Below are 16,285 nucleotides of genomic sequence, written 5' to 3'. Positions count from 1 at the left end.
CTGTATTGCAATTTAGACGGATTTTTAGTAATTTCGCAGAAATCTTAATCAGTCCATGAAACCTAATCCTAGTACAAGCAACGATATTTCTTTCGACGATTTTAAGTCACAGATTCTTCAAGATTATGAGACAGCCGTCACCAGTAGGGAATGCAGCGTGCTGGGACGAAGGGAAGTGCTCTCTGGTAAAGCCAAATTTGGGATTTTCGGGGACGGAAAAGAGCTCCCTCAGCTTGCAATGGCAAGGGCTTTTCAAGATGGTGATTTTAGGAGCGGTTACTACCGCGACCAAACCTTTATGATGGCGTTGGGGCACTTGAGTCCCAAAGCATTCTTTCATGGATTATATGCCACCACCGACCTTGAAAAGGAACCCATGAGTGCCGGTAGGCAGATGGGCGGTCACTTTGTGACGCACAGCTTGAACGAGGACGGAACTTGGAAAAACCTTACCGAACAAAAAAACAGTAGTGCCGACATTTCTTGTACCGCTGGGCAAATGCCACGGTTATTGGGACTGGCCCAAGCCTCCAAAATATATCGCCACGTAGATGGCATAGACCAGACCAACTTCTCCAAAAATGGAAATGAAGTGGCCTGGGGAACCATAGGAAACGCCAGTACCAGCGAAGGTCACTTTTTTGAGACAATCAATGCCGCGGGGGTTATGCAGGTTCCCATGGTGATTAGTGTTTGGGACGATGATTACGGAATTTCCGTACCCTCTGAATTCCACACCACCAAAGGTGATATATCCGAAGCATTGAGCGGACTGCAACGGGACGAGGAGAATAACGGCTATGAAATCCTAAAGGTCAAAGGATGGGACTATACTGCCCTTATCCACACCTTCGAGAATGCATCGGATATTGCACGGGAAAACCATGTGCCCGTGCTTATTCACGTTACCGAACTCACACAACCGCAGGGACACTCTACCTCCGGTTCCCACGAAAGGTATAAGTCCGCAGAGCGTTTGGAATGGGAACGGGAAAACGATTGCAATAAACGATTTAGAGAGTGGATTCTGGAAAATGGAATCAGTACCGAGGAGGATCTAAAGAAACTTGAGCGAGAAATCAAACATAAAGTCCGTGCCGCGAAAAAAGAAGCATGGTCCGAGTTTTTAAAGCCTCAGCTTGTTGCCAAAAAGGAATTGGTACAGCTATTGGAAAAAGTAGCCGGTCAGAGTGCCAATAGGACCTTTATCAACAAATTGAAAAATGACTTGATTGCAATTGAGGAACCTCTAAAGAAAGATTTGGCCTCCAAATCCAGGCAGGCATTCCGCTACCTTTTGGGTGAATCTTCTGCAGAGAAAAAACAGCTTCAGCAGTGGGTCAATCAATTTTTAGCTACCAACGAACCACAATACAGTTCTCATTTGTACAACGAAGTTGGCAATAAGGCTACCAGCATTGCCCCTGTTCCTCCATCATACACTGATGAAACCGCAGAAGTGGATGGCAGAATCATTTTAAGGGACAACTTTGACCGCTTGTTCTCCAAATACCCCGAAGCATTGATTTTTGGTGAAGATACTGGGAATATTGGAGATGTTAACCAAGGGCTTGAAGGACTTCAAAAAAAATACGGTGAACTGCGAATCGCCGATACCGGAATCCGCGAAACCACCATTATTGGTCAAGGGATTGGAATGGCCATGCGTGGACTCCGACCTATTGCCGAAATACAATATTTGGATTACATCCTTTATGCCGTTCAAACCTTAAGTGACGACCTAGCGACATTGATGTACCGTACAGTGGGCAAGCAAAAAGCCCCTCTTATTGTTCGTACAAGAGGTCATCGTTTGGAAGGAATTTGGCATTCAGGTTCACCTATGGGCGGACTGATTCATTTACTACGGGGCATGTATATTTTGACCCCTCGTAACATGACACAAGCTGCGGGTTTCTACAACACCTTGATGAAGAGTGACGAACCTGCCCTTGTGATTGAAAGTTTGAACGGTTATCGCCTCAAAGAAAAGAAACCTTCCAATTTAGGAGAGTTCTGCACCCCTATCGGAAAGGTGGAAACCTTGAAGGAAGGAAATGATATTACTTTGTTGTCCTATGGTTCCACACTAAGAATCGTAGAAAAGGTAGCACAAGACTTGTTGGAGGTGGGAATTGATGCCGAAGTCATTGACGCCCAATCCCTGTTGCCTTTTGATTTGGAGCACGATGTGGTAAAAAGTCTCCAAAAAACCAACAGGCTGTTGGTCATCGACGAAGATGTGCCTGGTGGATGCTCAGCATATCTGCTTCAAGAAGTGTTGGAAAAACAAGGAGGTTACCGCTACTTGGACAGTGCACCACAGACCCTTTCTGCAAAAGCACATAGACCGGCCTACGCTTCGGATGGAGATTATTTTTCAAAACCGAATGCAGAGGATATTTTTGAAAAAGTGTACCAAATTATGCACGAAGTGGACCCAAAGTCGTTTCCCGAGCTACGCTGATTTTTCATGTGGATCAATTCAAAATCGCTTTTCGTTAAATTATGTTGCTTTTTTTAAAACATAATTTATATTTTCACGTGCACTAAATTTCCCCACATGAAAAACAACACTTTGATTCACCTTGGGCTGGCTATTCTTCGAATTGTTCCATCTGCCTTCATGCTAACCCATGGGTATCCTAAACTAATGAATCTCATCAATGGAAACACTGAATTCGCCAATCCTTTTGGTATTGGTCAGGCTCCTTCGCTTTTTTTGACCGTCATAGCCGAATTTGTATGCCCCCTACTTATCATTATCGGATTTAAAACCAGATGGGCGGCAATTCCAACAGCAATTACAATGTTCGTTGCCGGGTTTATGATTCATGGGGCCGACCCCTTTGGCAAAAAAGAAATGGCATTGCTCTACCTTACCATTTTTGTGGTAATTATGTTGCTGGGGCCCGGTAAGTACAGCGTGGATAAAAAATAAGTTTATAGTATTTCGGACAAGAGCTCTTTCAGCAAATCGGCTTGGGTCATATTGCTGGCTCCTACCCCTTTGCCTTTTAAATCCAACTTTCTAAGGCTGGAGATGACTCCACTTACCCTTTTCATGGGGTAATTTCGGGCGGCCACCACATACTCATTTACAAAGTAAGGACTCACACCTAGGACTCTGGCCACGTTTCCGGGAGAATGATCTTGGAGACCATGATATTGCAGTAATTGCGTAAAAAAGGTGTTCAGCAAGGTAACGGTTACCACAAACGGATTATCCTTTGGGTTCTGCGCAAAATAATCGATAATACGGGAAGCCTTTTTCACATCGCGCTCACCAATGGCCTTTTTCAACTCAAAGTTGTTGAAATCTTTACTGATGCCAATGTGCTCCTCAATGAGTTCTGGAGTAATCTCAGTGGTCGGGGGTACAATCAAGGTCAATTTATCCAACTCATTGCTGATTTTGCTCAAATCGGTTCCCAGAAACTCGACAAGCATAATGCAGGACTTGGGGGAAATCTTGTACTTTTTACTGGCCAATGTCCTTCGAATCCAGTCAGCCACCTGATTCTCGTACAACTTTTTACTTTCAAATAGTTCTCCCTTTTTCTGAATGGCCTTATAGAGCTTTTTGCGTTTGTCCAGTTTTTTGTATTTGTAGCAAAGCACCAAAATAGTGGTCTGCTGGGGGTTCTCTGCATAGTGCACCAACTGCTCAATGTTTCGGGATAGGTGCTGGGCCTCTTTAACGATCACCACCTGATACTGGGCCATCATAGGGAACCGTTTGGCATTGGACACCACTTCATCGACCGAGGTGTCCTTTCCGTAAAGTACCATCTGGTTAAACCCACGCTCATCCTCTGTTAGCACGTTTTCTGCTATGTACTGTGAAATACGATCAATATAATAGGGCTCCTCCCCCATTAAAAAATAAATGGGTTTGGGATTTCCCCGTTTAATTTCCGATACGATTTCCTTTACTTTGTCCATTCAAAATATTTCACCAGTTTTGTCCAATGCAAGACCTTAACTTTCCACCTTATTCATTTCGAATCAAAAATAGCCAAAATAGACAGTACATTTTTGACGGTATCCGTAAAAAGTTTGTGGTCCTCCAACCCGAAGAATGGGTAAGGCAGCATGTTTTGCGTTATCTGGTATTTACAAAAAACTACCCCAAGAGCCTTATCAACGTGGAAAAGCAACTGACGGTAAACGAGTTAAGAAAGCGGTATGATGTGGTTGTCTTTAACTCTGACGGTTCCATTTTTTTGTTGATCGAATGCAAGGCCCCAGAAGTAAAGATTACCCAAGCTACCTTTGATCAAATAGCGCGATACAATTACCAATTGAAGGCTAAGCATCTTATGGTTACCAATGGCCTGGACCATTACTACTGCGAAATGGACCATACCAATGAAAAGTATAGGTTTTTAGAGGATATTCCTGATTTTAGCCGTTAATTTGCCTCCGTTTTGAAAATTGCCGTAGTCATACTCAACTGGAATGGAGAGGCCTTGCTCGAGAGGTTCTTGCCCTCTGTCGTGGCATATTCCGAAGGCACGGATATTTATGTGGTGGACAATGCCAGTACCGATGGCTCCGTGGATTTTCTGATAGTACATTACCCAACGATCAAAATTGTTCAGAACAGCACTAATGGTGGTTTTGCCAAAGGATATAATGAAGGTCTCAAACACATCGAAGCTGATGTATATTGTCTGCTGAATTCCGACGTTGAAGTTACGCCCGATTGGCTGGAACCCATCAAAAACACTTTTAGTTCCCAACCAGAAGCAGCAATTATCCAACCCAAAATATTGGATTTAATGCGAAAGGACCACTTTGAATATGCTGGAGCAGCGGGTGGTTTCCTTGATAAATTTGGGTATCCATTCTGCAGGGGACGCATTTTTCAGACCATCGAAAAGGATGAAGGTCAATACGATGATATCCGAGAGGTGTTCTGGGCCACTGGTGCATGTATGTTCATCAAGAGCGATGTGTTTTGGTCCCTGGGCGGTTTTGATGAGGATTACTTTGCCCACCAAGAAGAAATCGACCTTTGCTGGCGAGCCCAGAATGCCGGTCATAAAGTATATTATGTGGGCCACAGCAACGTATACCATTTAGGAGGCAGCACCTTGTCCAACATGAATCCCAAAAAAACCTTTCTCAATTTTAGGAACTCCCTTTATTCAATCACCAAAAACTTACCCAGAAGGCAGGCATGGCCCATTGTGTTTATCCGTTTGCTGCTGGATGCCGTAGCCGCCCTACGTTTTATCTTTCAATTAAAATTCGACCACTGCTTTGCCATCTTAAGGGCACATTTCAGTTTTTATGCTAACTTTATAAAAATGTACAAAAAGCGGGAAAAAGCTAATTTTATATTAAAATACCATGTGACGACGTCCATAGTATGGTCCTATTTCGTACATCAAATAGAGAATTTTAACATTTTAGTAAAAGATTAACGATACCGAAATATGGGAGCCTTGCTTTTTATCTAATTTTGGTTGAGTTTTTCAAATTTGATATATCTAACAATCCTTAAATTATATTCTGAACTATGAAAAAAATCTTTCTAGGAACATTGGCGCTGACCGTTCTATTATCCTCTTGCGTTTCGCAGAAGAAATATGCTGAACTGGAAGCCAAACACAAAGAAACTCAAGACCTACTGAACTCTGCAACCGTTAAATTGAACGATTGCTTGGAAGAAAAAGCAACAGCAGATTCCAGGTTGAAAACCCTCGAAGACCAGAATGCATTCCTAAAAGCAAATAACCAAGAGCTCATCAACAATATGGGCAACTTGACTACTTTGACTACAAAAGGTGCCGAAAACCTTGAAAAGTCTTTGGAAAGCCTTAAGGAAAAAGACCTTACCATCAGAAAACTGCAAGATGCGGTTACACGAAGGGACTCCGTAAACCTTTCTTTGGTACAGAGTTTAAAAGGTGTTTTGGGCAACTTGGATGATGAAGACATCGAAATCAGTGTTGAAAAAGGTGTGGTATTCGTTTCCATTTCCGATAAATTATTGTTTAGAAGCGGAAGCTACAACGTAACCAGTGCTGCAAAAGAAGTACTCGGTAAAGTAGCCAAAGTAGTAAACAACAAGCCTGACTTTGAGTTTATGGTAGAAGGTCATACCGACAACGTACCTTACAGAAGCGGAGTTTTGTTGGACAACTGGGATTTGAGTGCCAAAAGAGCCACTTCAGTTGTTCGTATCCTACAAAACGATTTTGGTGTTGACCCTGCTAGAATGACTGCTGCCGGACGTAGCTACTACGTGCCATTGGTAGGTAACGATACTTCCGCCAATAGGGCCAAAAACAGAAGAACAAGAATCGTTGTACTTCCAAAAATCGATCAGTTCTACAACATGATTGAAGAAGGAATGAAAGATCCTGCTATCGGAGGCACCGGTAAATAAATTATAGCAAAATAGCTAAAAAGAAAAGCGGCCCAAAAGGCCGCTTTTTTCATTTATTCATCAGTAGATTTCCAGACTTCCCTTGCCTTCCCGAATCACTTCAGGCGCATCACCGGACAAATCAATTACCGTCGAGGCCACATTGTCACCATATCCCCCATCGATCACAACATCGACAAGGTTTTGCCATTTTTCAAAAATAAGCTCTGGATCTGTAGTGTATTCCAAAATATCATCATCATCGCGGATGGAGGTAGAAACAATGGGGTGCCCCAAACCAATGACCAAGGCCCTTGCAATGGCATTGTCCGGAACCCGGATACCCACTGTCTTCTTTTTCTTGAAATCTTTAGGAAGATTATTGTTGCCTGGAAGAATAAAGGTGTACGGTCCCGGTAATGTCCGTTTCAGAATCTTAAAAGTGGCACTATCTATTTGCCGCACATAGTCGGAAAGATTGCTCAAGTCAGCACAGATAAAGGACCAATTTGCCTTATCTAATTTTACTCCTTTTATCCGAGCGATACGCTGCAATGCCTTGGAGTTTGTAATATCGCAACCCAATCCATATACGGTATCTGTTGGATAAATGACCAAGCCGCCCTGCCTTAGCACATTTACGACCTTTTCAACCTGCTTCGGGTTGGGGTTTTCCTCATAAAGTTTGATCAATTCCGCCATAAGTCGTCTTAAATGTCCAAAGGGTTGATTACAAAGATACTACATCTTTTAGCTAAATCCTTGCCATAAAACTCCCTGTTGAACCTTTAAAAAGATGCACAACCCTAAGGCATTTTATGCATCCATCAATTGAAAAGGGGCATTCGTCAACTCAGAAGGGGCATTGATCAATTGGCACCCAAAATATTGATGGAATTGTCACACCTTTAGATCAAAATTGAATAGTAATGAAATCCATAACGTATACCTTCTTTCCTATTGGTTTGATTCTTTTGATTATGATGTCCAGTTGTGATTTTTCCGGAAAATCCAAGGAGCATGCCTTTAATCCCTCCAATACATTGAACCAACTGGAAGTGCTACTGACTCAATTGAATGAATTGGATACAACTGACTGTGCCAATTTGGACGAAATCGTGAGCATCAACGAAAAAATGCGGACAATTGTAGAAAATATTCGTTCCGCCGAAAGTTTTGATAAATTGGCGAAAACCTACAAAACCCAACATTCCAATGTGAAATTTACGGTTTCAGAGGATATGGCATTCGGAGTTTTTTCATGGCGGACCAAAATGGATTGCCTAGGCAATCAAATCAAAAATATTGCCCTTTATAAAACAGATAAGGGTTTATTGGCCTCTTCCCTCTACGGCACTCCTAGAATATACCATAAGGTGGGCGGCAGCCCATTTAAAAAAGGGCGCTATATTCTTTATGCCGATACCTTAATTACAGGCTATTCCATTTCCAATGGATATTTGGAAGAAATCCAACTAGGGCCAAAAGAAGCATCTTATGTAAAAAACGAACCTTTTGAGGACGAGTAAAACTATTCCCGAGCGATATTTGCTTTGGTATAAAACCCGATGTCATCCAATATAACAACTCCCAAGGTATCTCTGTCAAAAATCAAATTGATACTTTTCAATTTCTCCAGTTTTAGGCTGTCATTAACGGACATAAAGGACGAAACAGGCACGTAACAACTCTTGAGCTGTACTTCAGAGGGTTCGCCAATCATATCTTTATCCAAAAACTCAAACTTGGTGAACTTTGTTTTTATCATACTAGGGAGTCTATTCGTATCATCCAAGGCAACTGAAGTCGAATTACCAAGGCTATCCGTGAGCATAATACTAAAATTGAATCCAACATCTGGCGATTCCAGCTCCTCATCCTCATCATTGGACTTTAATTCAGAAATATCACCCATGGCCATCGAAAGGGCCAAGGTGTCTGCTTCGCTAAAATTCTTTAAGGAGTCCGATAGCGTTATTCGGTAAACAGGAATGGAATCCATGTTACCGGATTGATACCTCCATCCCAATACCAAAGCATTGTTCTGCTGGCTCCCTCCGTCCCTAGACTTCAATTCGGCTTCTCGCCAAACTTTAAAGTTCTTGGCACCCAAAGCGATGCCACTCGATGTTTTGGTGATATCGATATCGCCTTCAAAATTGACCAATACATCTTTATGGTTGTCTGCGTATTGACTCCGATAGGTTTCTTGTGGCAGCCAGTTATTCACCAAATCTACATTCTTGAGCATAGGTCGGTAATCCCTATTCCCTTTAAGCACATCCTCTGCGAAAGCACTTACATACACCTTTGCCACTTGACGCTGTTCCTCACCGGAGACCAAAGGTTCAAGATTGAGCAGCCATTTCATGGGAGCCCCAAAGTCCGATCGTCCCCAAGTAGAGTTAAACTGTCCATGGTTTGCATGGTTCATGTAAAGACCCGCCTTGAAACCATCAAAATCCTTGGAAAAGGCTAAGCGATGGTATGGCCGCATTCCCCAAAAACTGGTTTCATCCGAATCGTATGCGCCTTGAATGGACAAATAACTGATATCTTTAAGGCTCATTTCACGATTATATCGATAATCCGTTGGCGCGATGGTCACAATACCCTTAATGCCAAAGCCAAAATCAAAGGTTTCGTTACCATTATCGGGAAACCTATCCAGTTTGTTAAAGGCCGCCGCAATGGATACGGCCTCACCCCCTCTTGAATGTCCCACCAACACAACATTGTCCAAATCTACCTTCCCCTTCATGTCGGAATCATCTCCCGTATTCCATTTCCTCCATTGTTCCAAATGTTTCAACAACAACCACCCCCGTGTTGGCATTTCCTTTCCCATAAAATCGCCAGACCAGTGTCCATTGATAAAGTTTTCATCAACCGAAACCCCAATAATTCCCCTGCTAGCTAGAAGCTCCCCTAAATAGGCATAACCACCATCGGAATAATCGAGCATGCTATGATTTCCGTGCACCATCATCACCATTGGGAAGGGTCCCTTACCTTTTGGCATGTACACACGCGCATTCAATGGAAAGCTATCCACTCCAAAACCCCAATACTTTTCGCGCCATTTTTTCTTTTTGCCCTTCCACTCCGGAAGCAATCTCGATGCATCTACGGTGGGAGTTTTTAATTTGACAGCTGTGGCATATTCAGGACGCTTTTTATCAGTTCCGCTACCGTAGGTAAATACTTCCACTTCAAAATTGCCTTTGTTTGATGGATCTTGAATACCCATGTCCGCAAGAGTGGTCACATCTAGGTTTTTCAATTGTGATACATCATCTGCATAAGGGTCACCATCGAGACCGTTAAAACCATAAAAACCCAAAACTGCAAACAAAACACCCCCAGCAGCGAGGACAATGCCCAATGGTTTTCTTTTGTTTTGAAAGATGTTCCAAATACCAAACACAAACAAAGCCGTGCAAACAAATCCGAATACCACCAATGCATAAAACAGCTGTGAAGGCCACCTAAAGGCAAATTCCCTAAGCAAATAGAACGAAATAAGACCTCCCAAGAGTGTAGTAATCAGTGGGAGCGGAACTTTTTTGATAAAAGGAAGAAGCCAAGTGAGCAGCAACTTAAGCGCAATGAGCAAAAGAATGCCCGCCAAGATTCCGGCCAACATAGTCATCCATGCTGGGTAACCAATGGCGTAATGATACCCAGCTACACCAAATAAAATGATCACAAGTATGGCAACGGCAAGAAATACGGGTTGAAACAGTAGTTTTTTCATAAAGGGAGGTTGGTTTGGTCAAAAATTCAAAATACAGCTTTGAATTTAAACAATTTTGTCTACCCATACCGACTTGCCCCGATTATTTGGTGAGTCTTTAAAACTATTTGGTTTTATTATTGGAAACTGAAAAATAATTCCTAGGCATTGTCCAAAACCTCCAGCTTGGCGAAACGTAATAACAATTTTTTTATACCACCTTGGTCAAAATGAATCTCTGCCTTTTTATCGTTGCCCACCCCTTCAATATTGAGGATTTCACCTCTTCCGAAACGAGTGTGGTTTACTCTCGCCCCCACGGTCAGGCCAGGATTAAGATCCGCGTGTTGGCCTGGCGAAGAAATTTCGGGCTTGAGTTTACGTAACTTCCGCAATTGGTTTTCGTTAGGTTTTTGTACACTTGGAGGCGTTCCATTTCGAGGTTTTACCTGTCTGAGCTTGCTCTTGTCCACTTCTCCAAAAATATTTTTGTCGATCATGGACTTATAGCGGTAGCCATCGTTTACTGGCGTAAGGTTTTCCACATATTTTTCTTCGATTTCCTCTAAAAACCTACTGGGTTCAGCATCAATCAATTTTCCCCAACGATACCTGTTTTGGGTGTAGGTGAGAAATGCCTGTTTTTCAGCCCGGGTAAGCGCAACATAAAACAATCTGCGTTCCTCCTCCAATTCGCTTCGGGTATTCATGCTCATGGCCGAAGGAAACAAATCCTCTTCCATGCCTACAATGTACACGTAGGGAAACTCAAGGCCCTTGGCCAAGTGGATGGTCATCAAGGCAACCCTATCATCATCACCAACATCTTTATCCAAATCCGTAGCCAGTGCCACATCTTCCAAAAATTCGGTCAAACTCCCCGTGGCATCGGCAACTTCCTTCTGCCCCTCCACAAAGTCCTTGATACCGTTCAAGAGCTCTTCAATATTCTCCATACGGGCTATGCCTTCTGGAGTACCGTCTTTTTTAAACTCCAACAAAAGACCGGTTTTCTTGGCTACGTGTTCAGCCAAGGTAAATGCATCAGCGCCCTCGTTCATGATCTGAAAACTCTTGATCATGGTAACGAAGTCCGCTAATTTACGTTTGGTTCCTGCGTTAATGTTCAAATTGAGCTTGTCCAGATTGTCCATTACCTCATAAATGGACCGTCCATAATGGTTCGCTGCCACCACTAGCCTATCAATGGTAGTCTGACCAATGCCCCTTGTAGGGAAGTTGATGACCCGCTTTAGCGCCTCTTCATCTTTCGGGTTGACAATCAAACGCAAATAGGCCAACACATCTTTAATCTCCTTTCGTTGGTAAAAGGAAAGTCCACCATAAATCCTATACGGAATATCACGCTTGCGCAAGGCATCCTCAATGGCTCTGGACTGTGAGTTGGTGCGGTACAGAACGGCGAAATCCCCGTTTTGCATCTGATGTTGCATTTTGTTTTCAAAAATAGAACCTGCCACATATCGCCCTTCCTCGGCATCCGTCACACTTCGATGTATTTTTAGGAGTCCACCATCGTCATTGGAGGTCCAAACATTCTTCTCCAGCTGATTCTTGTTGTTGGCGATGATGGAATTGGCAGCATTTACAATATTTTTTGTAGAACGATAATTCTGTTCCAAACGGTAAACGGCCACATCATCATAATCCCGTTGAAAATTTAGGATATTGCTGATGTTCGCCCCTCGGAAGGAATAGATACTCTGGGCATCGTCACCCACCACACAAATGTTTTGGTATCGGTCGGACAAGGCCTTTACGATCAAATACTGGGAGTGATTGGTATCCTGGTACTCATCTACCAAAATATATCGGAAACGGTCCTGATATTTCATCAACACCTCAGGGAATCGTGTCAAAAGCTCATTGGTTCGTAACAAAAGGTCATCAAAATCCATGGCGCCCGCCTTAAAGCAGCGGTCCACATAGTTTTGATAGATTTCGCCCAACCTTGGTCTTTTGGCCATGGCATCAGCCTCCATCAATTCCGGATTTTGAAAATATGCCTTAACGGTAATCAAGCTGTTTTTATAGGAGGAAATCCTGTTCTGGACCTGTTTGTATTTGTACACATCCTTATCCAACCCCATTTCTTTGATAATGGAAGCAATCAAGCGTTGCGAATCTTGGGTGTCGTAAATTGTAAAGTTGCTGGGGAACCCTAGTTTATCGCCATCAAAACGGAGTAATTTGGCAAAAACGGAGTGGAACGTTCCCATCCAAAGGTTTTTCGCTTCGGAATTCCCAACAATGGTGGCAATACGCTTTTTCATCTCGCGGGCTGCCTTATTGGTAAACGTAAGGGCCAAAATATTAAAGGAATCCACCCCCTGCTCCATCAAATGGGCAATCCTGTAGGTCAAAACACGGGTCTTTCCAGAGCCTGCTCCGGCAATCACCATCAGAGGTCCATCCTTATGCAGCACGGGAGCACGCTGCGCATCATTCAATTCTTCCAAAAAATTACTCAAGGGCTTGAAGCTTTAAAAGTAGGTGTGAAATTAGCCATTATTGCTCTTTTGCTAAAATCTAGCTTTCAATATTTATAAACACCAAACTCGGAATTAGCTGCTTTTTTAAATATATTTAGAATCTCAACTAAAATAACCAATGAAATTTCAACACTTATCTCTATCCCTTTTACTTTTTGTCGGATTGTACTCGTTTTCACAACAGACCAAAACAGGTCCCGTCATCGAAGATTATGGTGCTGTTTGGGAAATTGAAAATCCTGATTTTGCAACGGACAAATCATTGGAGTTCAAAGTGGTTTTTGACGTAAAGGATGGACCAGAATCAGATACCGAAGTCAATCAAAACCTGAACACAGTAGCCCGTTTTTTGAATATGCATGCACAACATGGTGTGCCAGCTTCCCAATTGAAGGTAGCGCTCATCGTGCATGGAACGGCTGCCAGGAATTTGTTGGCGGACGAAGGCCATCAAGAACGTTACGGTGTCGGCAATCCGAACCGTAAGCTTTTGGAACAATTAATGGAAGCCAACGTGAACGTGATCATGTGCGGGCAATCCTCAAAAACCAGGGACCTTCCAAAAGAAGAATTGATTCCAGGTGTAAAAATGGCCCTGTCTGCCATGACCGCCAATATTCAATTACAAAACCAAGGATACCGACCAATTAATCTTTAAACCAACACAATTATGAAGAAAATTTTAGCACTTGCCTTATGTACCGCGAGTATGGGCCTATATGCCCAGGACCATGGACTTGAAAATGATATTGCCGCAGTTGAGTCCAAAGTCATAGAATGGCGACGAGATATCCACCAATATCCCGAACTCAGTAACCGTGAGTTTAAGACCGCTGAAAAAATTGCTGCGCACCTTGAATCCCTAGGCATGGAAGTACAAACAGGCGTTGCGCACACAGGGGTGGTAGGGCTACTTAAGGGCGACCATCCTGGAAAAGTGGTTGCGCTTAGGGCTGACATCGACGCTTTACCCGTTACCGAACGCAACGACCTTCCCTACAAGTCGGAGGTGAAATCCGAATACTTGGGCGAAGAGGTGGGCGTTATGCACGCTTGCGGTCACGATACCCATATTGCCATTTTGATGGGTACCGCCGAAGTCTTGGCCAAGAACACGGACAAAATCTATGGGACCATTAAATTTATTTTCCAACCTGCCGAAGAGGGAGCCCCTCCTGGAGAAGAGGGAGGTGCAGCACTTATGGTCAAGGAAGGAGTGCTTGAAAATCCAAAAGTGGATGCCATTTATGGACTTCACATCGGTTCCTACCTTCCAGTGGGGCACATTGCCTACAAACCAGGGGGCGCCTTGGCAGCCGCCCAGCGTTTTGTGGTAAAAATCAAAGGAAAGCAGTCGCACGGTTCCCAACCTTGGGGCGGTGTTGACCCAATTTACGTAGCTTCTAAAATTGTGGATGGATTCCAGTCCATTATTAGCCGTGAATTGGAGCTCACCAAGGAGGCCGCAGTAATCACCGTTGGAAAAATTAGCGGTGGGGTCCGGAACAATATCATTCCCGAAAGTGCCGAACTCATTGGAACTATTCGAACCTTGGATTACGACATGCAAAAGCAGGTAAACGAACGAATGAAGGAAATGGCATCCACCATTGCCAAGGCTTACCGTGCCGAGGCGATAGTAGAAATTGATAAAGGGGTACCTATTACTTACAATGATCCTGACCTAACGGCCACTTCCCTATCCAGCTTGCAGGAAGTGGCTGGCACGGAAAACGTCCATCTAATCAAGGCCATCACAGGAGCAGAAGATTTTTCGTTCTATCAGGAAAAAATTCCAGGCTTCTTCTACATTTTGGGAGGAAAGGACCCCAATGCTGGACCTGACGACCATTTTCCGCACCATACCCCAGATTTCAAAATTGATGATAGTGGCTTGGAGTTGGGTGTAAAAGCCATGACAGAGATTGCATTGGATTATTTGGATAGAAGCAAATAGACCAATCTTACGCTGAATTATAAGCCCCTATATCCAAAATTCAAATTGTGGAGGATATCGGGGCTTGCTATTTGATTTTTTTAGGAATCCATGTAAATGAATTTTTCGCATCATACCCTTTGCAAAATCCAAGACTTCATAATTTTATAAGGTTGATGTATGGGTAAATGTCTATCATCATTATCTTAGCAGCTCCTAAAATCCGATATGTTCATCAAAGAAAGATGGTTTCACACCATCTATTTTTCATGCCGGATTGGAACAAAATTGTGAGAAAACAATAGAATTGAGACCCAAATAATCAAACAAGTAATTGTACTACTTATGAAAAGAAATTTACCCATCATCCTGTTTTTAATAGTAGCCACAGGTGCTTTTGCACAACGAAAAAGTGAGCTTTTTGCTGAAATAGACACCTTGAAATCCAGAATTTCCCAAGTGGAGCAAGAATTGGCCAAGGCCAAGCGTGAAATATCCTCAAGCAGTGCGGAGGCAGAAGCCCTAAGAGCAGAAAATGTAAGTTTGCGGGATGCCAACGCCACGCTTCTGGGCAACTTGAGCAACTTCTCGGAATTATCCAAACAGAATTCGGAAAACGTCAACAAGGCCATGGCCGCACTGGCTCGAAAAGAAAAGCAACTGAGCGGAATCAACGACATGATTTCGGCCAACGATTCCACTGCCATTGTATCCTTAACGCGCATTAAACAGACCTTGGGAGAGAATGCCAAGGTCGCTGTCGAAGGTGGTGTAATCGTTATCAGCAATAGTTTGAACGGACTTTTTGGTTCGGATACATCTACTGAACTCACTGAGGAAGGCAAGACTTGGCTGGCAGGGGTAGCAAATGTAATCAAGGGGAATCCAAATTTTAAGACCGAAATCCAAGGTTTGAACATCACCGGTGAATTTGGTCCTACATTCAATCAAGTAGCTTCCGTAGCATCCGAATTGGTCACAAACTTGGAAATTCCTGCGGAGCGCATTGCCGTTTCGGCCAAGGACGGCAACTTTAAAGAGGGCGTAAACATTAGATTGCAGCCCGATTACAAAGGTTTTTATGCCCAGGCCAAAGAAAGTGCCAAGTCAGCCCAATAACCGAAACACCTTTATACTTTTTGCTGCTTTGATGCGTTCTTGGTAGTGTAAAATCAACAAAAAAACCAGACTACCTTATGAGTGGAGATCAAATCCTTCAGCTATTTGCCTTTTTATTGCCTGCCGTTGTTACCGGAGCAGTGGCCTTCTATTTTTTCAGACTGCATACCCGAAACGAAGATGGCCGCAGACGTTTTCAATTGCACAAGGATTCCCAAAAGGAAACCCTGCCCATTCGTTTGCAGGCATACGAGCGCATGGCCCTATTCTTGGAACGTATTACCCTGAACAACCTTGTGGTGCGTGTGGCACCCACCAGTAAAAACAAAAGTGATTACGAAAACTTGCTGATCAAGCAGATTGAAACGGAATTTGAGCATAATCTCTCCCAACAAATCTACATGTCCGATGCTTGCTGGAGCATCATCAAAACAGCCAAAAATGCGACCATACAGATTATTCGTTCAGCCGGCATGAGCGAAACGGATTCTCCCGATAAACTACGAGAGGACATCCTAAACCAGACCATGGAGAAAGAATCGCCTTCGAGTGCGGCACTAGCCTATGTTAAAAAAGAAGTGAGCGAACTCTGGAAATAAGCA

At 43.3% G+C, this 16,285-nt stretch carries 14 protein-coding genes; 10 read left to right on the top strand and 4 right to left on the bottom strand.

The genetic code is table 11. The features are described 5' to 3' along the window. Positions 1–55: 55 nt before the first annotated feature. Positions 56–2,467, top strand: coding sequence for an alpha-ketoacid dehydrogenase subunit alpha/beta (locus EO130_RS12350; RefSeq protein WP_127141812.1), 2,412 nt, complete (start codon positions 56–58; stop codon positions 2,465–2,467). 96 nt (positions 2,468–2,563) lie between these two features. Further along, positions 2,564–2,941 carry a DoxX family protein gene (locus EO130_RS12345; RefSeq protein WP_127141811.1) on the top strand — a complete coding sequence of 126 codons (378 nt, stop codon included), beginning with the start codon at positions 2,564–2,566 and terminating at the stop codon, positions 2,939–2,941. 2 nt (positions 2,942–2,943) lie between these two features. Here the strand turns inward: EO130_RS12345 and holA are convergent, their stop codons facing one another. Further along, entirely contained in the window at positions 2,944–3,945 is a 1,002-nt protein-coding gene (holA, locus tag EO130_RS12340; protein ID WP_127141810.1) for a DNA polymerase III subunit delta, read from the bottom strand. Positions 3,946–3,971: 26 nt separating this feature from the next. Here holA and EO130_RS12335 point away from each other — a divergent pair, with 26 nt between their 5' ends. The 3 genes from EO130_RS12335 to EO130_RS12325 all read left to right on the top strand — a co-directional run bounded on the left by EO130_RS12335 (position 3,972) and on the right by EO130_RS12325 (position 6,400). Beyond that, positions 3,972–4,418 carry a type I restriction enzyme HsdR N-terminal domain-containing protein gene (locus tag EO130_RS12335; RefSeq protein WP_127141809.1) on the top strand — a complete coding sequence of 149 codons (447 nt, stop codon included), beginning with the start codon at positions 3,972–3,974 and terminating at the stop codon, positions 4,416–4,418. A gap of 12 nt (positions 4,419–4,430) precedes the next feature. Continuing rightward, positions 4,431–5,432 carry a glycosyltransferase family 2 protein gene (locus EO130_RS12330; protein ID WP_127141808.1) on the top strand — a complete coding sequence of 334 codons (1,002 nt, stop codon included), beginning with the start codon at positions 4,431–4,433 and terminating at the stop codon, positions 5,430–5,432. A 95-nt stretch (positions 5,433–5,527) separates the two neighbouring features. Beyond that, positions 5,528–6,400: an OmpA family protein gene (locus EO130_RS12325; RefSeq protein ID WP_127141807.1), complete on the top strand. Its 873-nt coding sequence runs from the start codon at positions 5,528–5,530 to the stop codon at positions 6,398–6,400. Between the two features lie 60 nt (positions 6,401–6,460). Here the strand turns inward: EO130_RS12325 and EO130_RS12320 are convergent, their stop codons facing one another. After that, complete coding sequence (locus EO130_RS12320) at positions 6,461–7,081, bottom strand: L-threonylcarbamoyladenylate synthase (protein ID WP_127141806.1); 621 nt, start codon at positions 7,079–7,081, stop codon at positions 6,461–6,463. Between the two features lie 227 nt (positions 7,082–7,308). Here EO130_RS12320 and EO130_RS12315 point away from each other — a divergent pair, with 227 nt between their 5' ends. Next, complete coding sequence (locus tag EO130_RS12315; protein ID WP_127141805.1) at positions 7,309–7,908, top strand: hypothetical protein; 600 nt, start codon at positions 7,309–7,311, stop codon at positions 7,906–7,908. Positions 7,909–7,910: 2 nt separating this feature from the next. On the opposite strand, the gene EO130_RS12310 is transcribed toward EO130_RS12315, so the two are convergent. Both EO130_RS12310 and EO130_RS12305 read right to left on the bottom strand, forming a co-directional pair. Then, positions 7,911–10,136: an alpha/beta hydrolase gene (locus EO130_RS12310; protein WP_127141804.1), complete on the bottom strand. Its 2,226-nt coding sequence runs from the start codon at positions 10,134–10,136 to the stop codon at positions 7,911–7,913. A 140-nt stretch (positions 10,137–10,276) separates the two neighbouring features. After that, positions 10,277–12,607 carry an ATP-dependent helicase gene (locus EO130_RS12305; RefSeq protein ID WP_127141803.1) on the bottom strand — a complete coding sequence of 777 codons (2,331 nt, stop codon included), beginning with the start codon at positions 12,605–12,607 and terminating at the stop codon, positions 10,277–10,279. Positions 12,608–12,746: 139 nt separating this feature from the next. Here EO130_RS12305 and EO130_RS12300 point away from each other — a divergent pair, with 139 nt between their 5' ends. The 4 genes from EO130_RS12300 to EO130_RS12285 all read left to right on the top strand — a co-directional run bounded on the left by EO130_RS12300 (position 12,747) and on the right by EO130_RS12285 (position 16,282). Then, a complete protein-coding gene (locus tag EO130_RS12300) occupies positions 12,747–13,286 on the top strand; it encodes a DsrE family protein (protein ID WP_127141802.1) in 540 nt (179 codons plus the stop codon). A gap of 12 nt (positions 13,287–13,298) precedes the next feature. Continuing rightward, a complete protein-coding gene (locus EO130_RS12295) occupies positions 13,299–14,585 on the top strand; it encodes an amidohydrolase (RefSeq protein WP_127141801.1) in 1,287 nt (428 codons plus the stop codon). Positions 14,586–14,909: 324 nt separating this feature from the next. After that, positions 14,910–15,683, top strand: coding sequence for a hypothetical protein (locus tag EO130_RS12290; RefSeq protein ID WP_127141800.1), 774 nt, complete (start codon positions 14,910–14,912; stop codon positions 15,681–15,683). Between the two features lie 77 nt (positions 15,684–15,760). After that, positions 15,761–16,282 carry a DUF7935 family protein gene (locus tag EO130_RS12285; protein ID WP_127141799.1) on the top strand — a complete coding sequence of 174 codons (522 nt, stop codon included), beginning with the start codon at positions 15,761–15,763 and terminating at the stop codon, positions 16,280–16,282. Positions 16,283–16,285: the final 3 nt, after the last annotated feature.

This window comes from Flagellimonas marinaquae (genome assembly GCF_003992675.1).
In the GTDB taxonomy this organism is placed as follows: domain Bacteria; phylum Bacteroidota; class Bacteroidia; order Flavobacteriales; family Flavobacteriaceae; genus Flagellimonas; species Flagellimonas marinaquae.
This window is presented reverse-complemented; position numbering and strand designations above follow the sequence as displayed.